Origin of the sequence: Candidatus Ruminimicrobium bovinum, from assembly GCF_902760015.1 — a bacterium.
Taxonomy (GTDB): Bacteria; Elusimicrobiota; Endomicrobiia; order Endomicrobiales; family Endomicrobiaceae; genus Ruminimicrobium; species Ruminimicrobium bovinum.
Genome location: NZ_CACWEU010000236.1, coordinates 1 through 4,225, shown reverse-complemented (window position 1 = coordinate 4,225; position 4,225 = coordinate 1). Strand labels below are relative to the sequence as shown.

6 protein-coding genes, 2 tRNA genes and 1 pseudogene are annotated in these 4,225 nt (G+C 33.7%); all 9 read left to right on the top strand.

Annotated features, from left to right (window positions below; all coding sequences use genetic code 11):
• A pseudogene (gene tuf, locus ACMUOV_RS07975) lies at positions 1 to 127 on the top strand (elongation factor Tu); the annotation flags it as partial.
• A 198-nt stretch (positions 128 to 325) separates the two neighbouring features.
• Positions 326 to 478: a 50S ribosomal protein L33 gene (rpmG, locus tag ACMUOV_RS07970; RefSeq protein WP_413854604.1), complete on the top strand. Its 153-nt coding sequence runs from the start codon at positions 326 to 328 to the stop codon at positions 476 to 478.
• A 13-nt stretch (positions 479 to 491) separates the two neighbouring features.
• Positions 492 to 562: transfer RNA gene (locus ACMUOV_RS07965), tRNA-Trp, on the top strand.
• Between the two features lie 39 nt (positions 563 to 601).
• A complete protein-coding gene (gene secE / locus ACMUOV_RS07960; RefSeq protein ID WP_413854603.1) occupies positions 602 to 799 on the top strand; it encodes a preprotein translocase subunit SecE in 198 nt (65 codons plus the stop codon).
• A gap of 3 nt (positions 800 to 802) precedes the next feature.
• Positions 803 to 1,336, top strand: coding sequence for a transcription termination/antitermination protein NusG (gene nusG / locus ACMUOV_RS07955; protein WP_413854602.1), 534 nt, complete (start codon positions 803 to 805; stop codon positions 1,334 to 1,336).
• A gap of 94 nt (positions 1,337 to 1,430) precedes the next feature.
• Positions 1,431 to 1,862 carry a 50S ribosomal protein L11 gene (rplK, locus tag ACMUOV_RS07950; RefSeq protein WP_413854601.1) on the top strand — a complete coding sequence of 144 codons (432 nt, stop codon included), beginning with the start codon at positions 1,431 to 1,433 and terminating at the stop codon, positions 1,860 to 1,862.
• 188 nt (positions 1,863 to 2,050) lie between these two features.
• A complete protein-coding gene (gene rplA / locus ACMUOV_RS07945) occupies positions 2,051 to 2,734 on the top strand; it encodes a 50S ribosomal protein L1 (protein WP_413854600.1) in 684 nt (227 codons plus the stop codon).
• 251 nt (positions 2,735 to 2,985) lie between these two features.
• Positions 2,986 to 3,915, top strand: coding sequence for an ornithine carbamoyltransferase (gene argF, locus ACMUOV_RS07940; RefSeq protein WP_413854599.1), 930 nt, complete (start codon positions 2,986 to 2,988; stop codon positions 3,913 to 3,915).
• A gap of 233 nt (positions 3,916 to 4,148) precedes the next feature.
• Positions 4,149 to 4,225 (top strand) — tRNA-Ser (locus ACMUOV_RS07935).

Genomic DNA, 4,225 nt, shown 5'->3' with positions numbered 1-4,225 from the left:
GGGAGACAATGTAGAGATGGATGTGGAATTGATAATGCCGGTAGCAATGGATGAACAATTAAGGTTTGCAATAAGAGAAGGCGGAAGGACAGTAGGTTCCGGCGTTGTTACAAAAATTGTTGAATAAAAAATTGCCGAAGGCAATTTAGCTTATAAGCTGAAAAGCTGAAGGGCTGAGAGGTTTTAGGAAGAAAACATAGTAATAGATTTTTCGCAAAGCGAAAAAAATACCGAAAGCTTATCAGCTGTCAACTGAGAATACGAAGTATTCGGCTCAGTTTCTCAGCAAAAATCGCAGAGCGATTTTTATTATTAGGAGTAGAAAATGGGTGACAGAGTAATTATTACGATGGCTTGTACCGAATGCAAAAATAGGAATTATTATTTTGCAAGAGGTAAAAAACAAGAAGGAAAGTTAGAAATTAAAAAATTTTGTAGAACTTGCGGTAAACACAGTTTGCATAAAGAAACAAAATAGTTTACTAACCTTTGGGGGCATAGGCTAACGGTAAACTTCCGGTCTCCAAAACCGGCTTTGGTGGTTCAAATCCATCTGCCCCCGCTTGTTTTAACGGATGGAATAATTTTTAGAGGGTGAAATATGTCTTTTTTTAGCAATGCAATTCAATTTTTCAAAGAAGCTTATTGGGAATTGACGAAGGTTACATGGCTTGGAAAAAAGGAAGTAGTTGCAACAACTGCCGTTGTTATAGTATTTGTTATAATACTTGCTTTATTCGTAAGTTTTATTGATATGATACTTTCTACAATTCTCGGTATAATATTAAAATTGGGGTAAAAAATGGCTAATCAATGGTATGTTGTTCATACTTATTCCGGACACGAGGATAAGGTTAAACATAGTATAGAAAAAACTGTTGAAAATTTGGGAATTAAGAATTTAATTTCTCAGGTTTTGGTTCCTACCGAAGAAGTTGTTTCGGTAAAGAATAATAAAAAACAGATAAGAAAGAAAAAGTTTTATCCCGGTTATGTTTTTATAGAAATGACAATAAACAATGAAACTTATTGGCTTATAAGAAATACTGCGGGTGTTACCGGCTTTTTGGGCGGTGTAAAACCTGTTCCGATGGGTGAAGATGAAGTTGCTAATTTGATAAGCACAATAGTTAATCCGGAAAGTGCAAAACCAAGACCTGCTGTTATGTTTAAGAAGGAAGAAAGTGTTAGAATTTCAGAAGGTCCGTTTAAACATTTTATCGGTGTTGTTGAAGATATAAATCAGGCAAAAGGTAAGTTGAAAGTTATGATAACAATTTTCGGCAGACCTATCCCTGTAGAGTTGGATTTCTTACAAGTTGAAAAAATAAACTAGCTGTATGTTACGGCAGCAATAGTTAATAAATATAATTAAGTTACGGTTTATCCCGCTCAGATAAGACCGTAAGTGTAGTTAAGGAGATATTAAAATGCCACCAAAGAAAGTTAAAACACAAATTAAATTACAAATACCTGCGGGAGCAGCAAATCCTGCACCACCGGTTGGACCTGCATTAGGACAACAGGGTGTAAATATAATGGACTTTTGTAAACAGTTCAATGAAAGAACCAAAAAAATGGAAAAAGGTATGGCAACACCTGTTGTTATAACCGTTTATGAAGACAGATCATTTACATTTATAACAAAAATGCCGCCTGTTCCTGCTTTAATTAAAAAAGCTGCCGGAATTGCAAAAGCTTCCGGTGTTCCTAATAAAAATAAAGTAGGTTCAATTACAAAAGCACAAGTTGAAGAAATTGCAAAACAAAAAATGCCCGACTTAAATGCAATTGATATGGACGGTGCAAAAATGATGGTTGAAGGCACTGCAAGAAGTATGGGTGTTGAAGTAAAAAAATAATTTTTGCAAAGCAAAAATTATTTTGGTTTAGAGTTGAGAGTTTAGAGCTGAGGAAACGAAGTTCCCGGCTCAGCCAAGAAGAACGAAGTTTTTCTGTCTCAGCTTCTAAGCAAAAAAATCGCGAAGCGATTTTTAATATTAAGTGGGAGTTGCTGTTAAAGCAACAATTGAACCACGGGAGAAATAAAATGTCAAAAAGATTAAACGAAGTATCAAAATTGGTGGATTCAAGCAAACTTTATTCAATTAAAGAAGCTGCAAGTTTAATAAAACAAACTGCAAAAGCTAAATTTGATGAATCGGTTGAAGTTCATGTTCGTTTAGGTATCGACCCTAAAAAAAGTGATCAAATTGTTAGAGGAACGGTATCTTTACCTAACGGTATCGGTAAAACAAGAAAAGTTGTTGTTATAGCCAAAGGCGAAAAACAAGCAGAAGCACAAAAAGCAGGTGCCGATGAAAGCGGTTCTGTTGATATAATTGAAAAAATATCAAAGGGCTGGCTTGATTTTGATGTTTTGGTTGCAACACCTGATTGTATGAAAGATTTAAGTAAAGTTGCAAAAATATTGGGGCCTAAAGGTTTAATGCCCAACCCGAAATCCGGAACGGTTACATTTGAAGTAGGTCAAACGGTTACCGAATTAAAAAAAGGAAGAGTAGAATATAAAAACGATTCTTTCGGAATAATTCATTGTGCGGTAGGTAAAGTTTCTTTTGACGAAACAAAAATAGCCGAAAATATAAAAGCTCTTCTTGAAGCAATTCAAAAAGCAAAACCTTCTGTTTCGAAAGGACAGTATATAAAAAGTATTTCCGTGTCTTCTACAATGGGCCCCGGAATTTATATAGACAATAACCAAAAATTCTAAAAATTTGCTTTGCAAATTTTAGCTTATAAGCTGAAGACTGAAAAGCTGAAGAGTTTGTTGTAAAAATTGCGAAGCAATTTTTGATAAATAAAAGATTTTTCGTAAAGCGAAAAATACATTAAACTTATCAGCTGCTCAGCTAAGAAAAACGAAGTTTTTCATCCTCAGCTTATCAGCATTAGTTGATAATTGAAACAAGAAGAAATAAACTTCTTCTTGTTTTTACAGTTTTAATAGAATAAGAGATAGTTATGAAAAATTTAAAAAAAGATTTATTATCAATTTATGATTTATCGGTGGAACAGATATGGGGTTTGGTTTCTTCCGCAAGAAAATTAAAGAAATCAAAATATTCCGATAAATTAAAAAATAAAACAATAGGGCTTATTTTTGAAAAACCGTCAACAAGAACTATGGTTTCTTTTGAAACTGCAATGGTTCAGTCAGGCGGTGTTCCTTTGGTTTTGGATACACAAAAGTTACAAACCAAAAGGGGCGAATCGATTTACGATACATCAAAAGTTTTATCAAGATATTTGAATGCTTTGGTTATAAGGGCATTTAAGCATGAATTTGTTGCCGAATTTGCAAAGTATTGCTCAATACCTGTTATAAATGCTTTGACCGATTTTGAGCATCCTTGTCAAATTTTAGCCGATTTAATGACGATAATCGAGAAGTTTAATATTAAGTCGGTAAAAGAATTGAAAAAACTAAAAATAGTGTTTGCAGGTGACTCAAATAATGTTTTTAATTCTTGGCTTGCAATTTCTGCCGTGCTCGGGTTAAATTTTGTACAGCTCGGGCCTAAAAAATATTTTCCTAAAAAGGATTTATTACAAAAAGCATCAGAATATGCAAAAAAAACAAAAGCACAAATATTAATTTCAAATGATATTAATGATGTTAAAGGTGCAAATGTTATTTATACGGATGTTTGGACATCAATGGGTAACGAAAAAGAAGCTGATGTTCGTAAAAAAGAATTTAAACCGTATCAGGTTAATGTTGATATGTTAAAAAAAGCAAATAAAAATTGTATTGTTTTACATTGTTTGCCTGCAGTCAGAGGGCAAGAAATAACCGAAGAGGTTATGGCTTTGCAGGAAAAAAATATTTTTGACCAGGCAGAAAACAGGTTACATATACAAAAAGCAATAATGTTTGCTTTGATAAAATAAAATTTATATAATTAAACAAATTGCTATGCAATTTGTTGAGGTAAAGAAGTATAGAGGTATAGAGGGATAACAACGAAACGGCAATGACAAATAATAAAGAGGTCATAGCAAACACTCTTATCTGTCATTTCGAACGAAACGAAGTGAAGAGAGAAATTTTGTAGTTAATTCGTTTCCATTCATCCATACTTCTATACATCAAAAATTGTCTTCGACAATTTTTATGGAGAGGTCGCATAGTTGGTCTAGTGCGCCGGTTTGCTAAACCGGTGTACAGGTGAAAGCCTGTACCGAGGGTTCGAATCCCTCC

Bases quoted from the DNA above. Each gene is read 5' to 3' on its own strand.
- secE (WP_413854603.1), top strand. From the start codon at position 602: ATGTCTTTTTTTAGCAATGCAATTCAATTTTTCAAAGAAGCTTATTGG.
- nusG (WP_413854602.1), top strand. From the start codon at position 803: ATGGCTAATCAATGGTATGTTGTTCATACTTATTCCGGACACGAGGAT.
- rpmG (WP_413854604.1), top strand. From the start codon at position 326: ATGGGTGACAGAGTAATTATTACGATGGCTTGTACCGAATGCAAAAAT.
- rplK (WP_413854601.1), top strand. From the start codon at position 1,431: ATGCCACCAAAGAAAGTTAAAACACAAATTAAATTACAAATACCTGCG.
- argF (WP_413854599.1), top strand. From the start codon at position 2,986: ATGAAAAATTTAAAAAAAGATTTATTATCAATTTATGATTTATCGGTG.
- rplA (WP_413854600.1), top strand. From the start codon at position 2,051: ATGTCAAAAAGATTAAACGAAGTATCAAAATTGGTGGATTCAAGCAAA.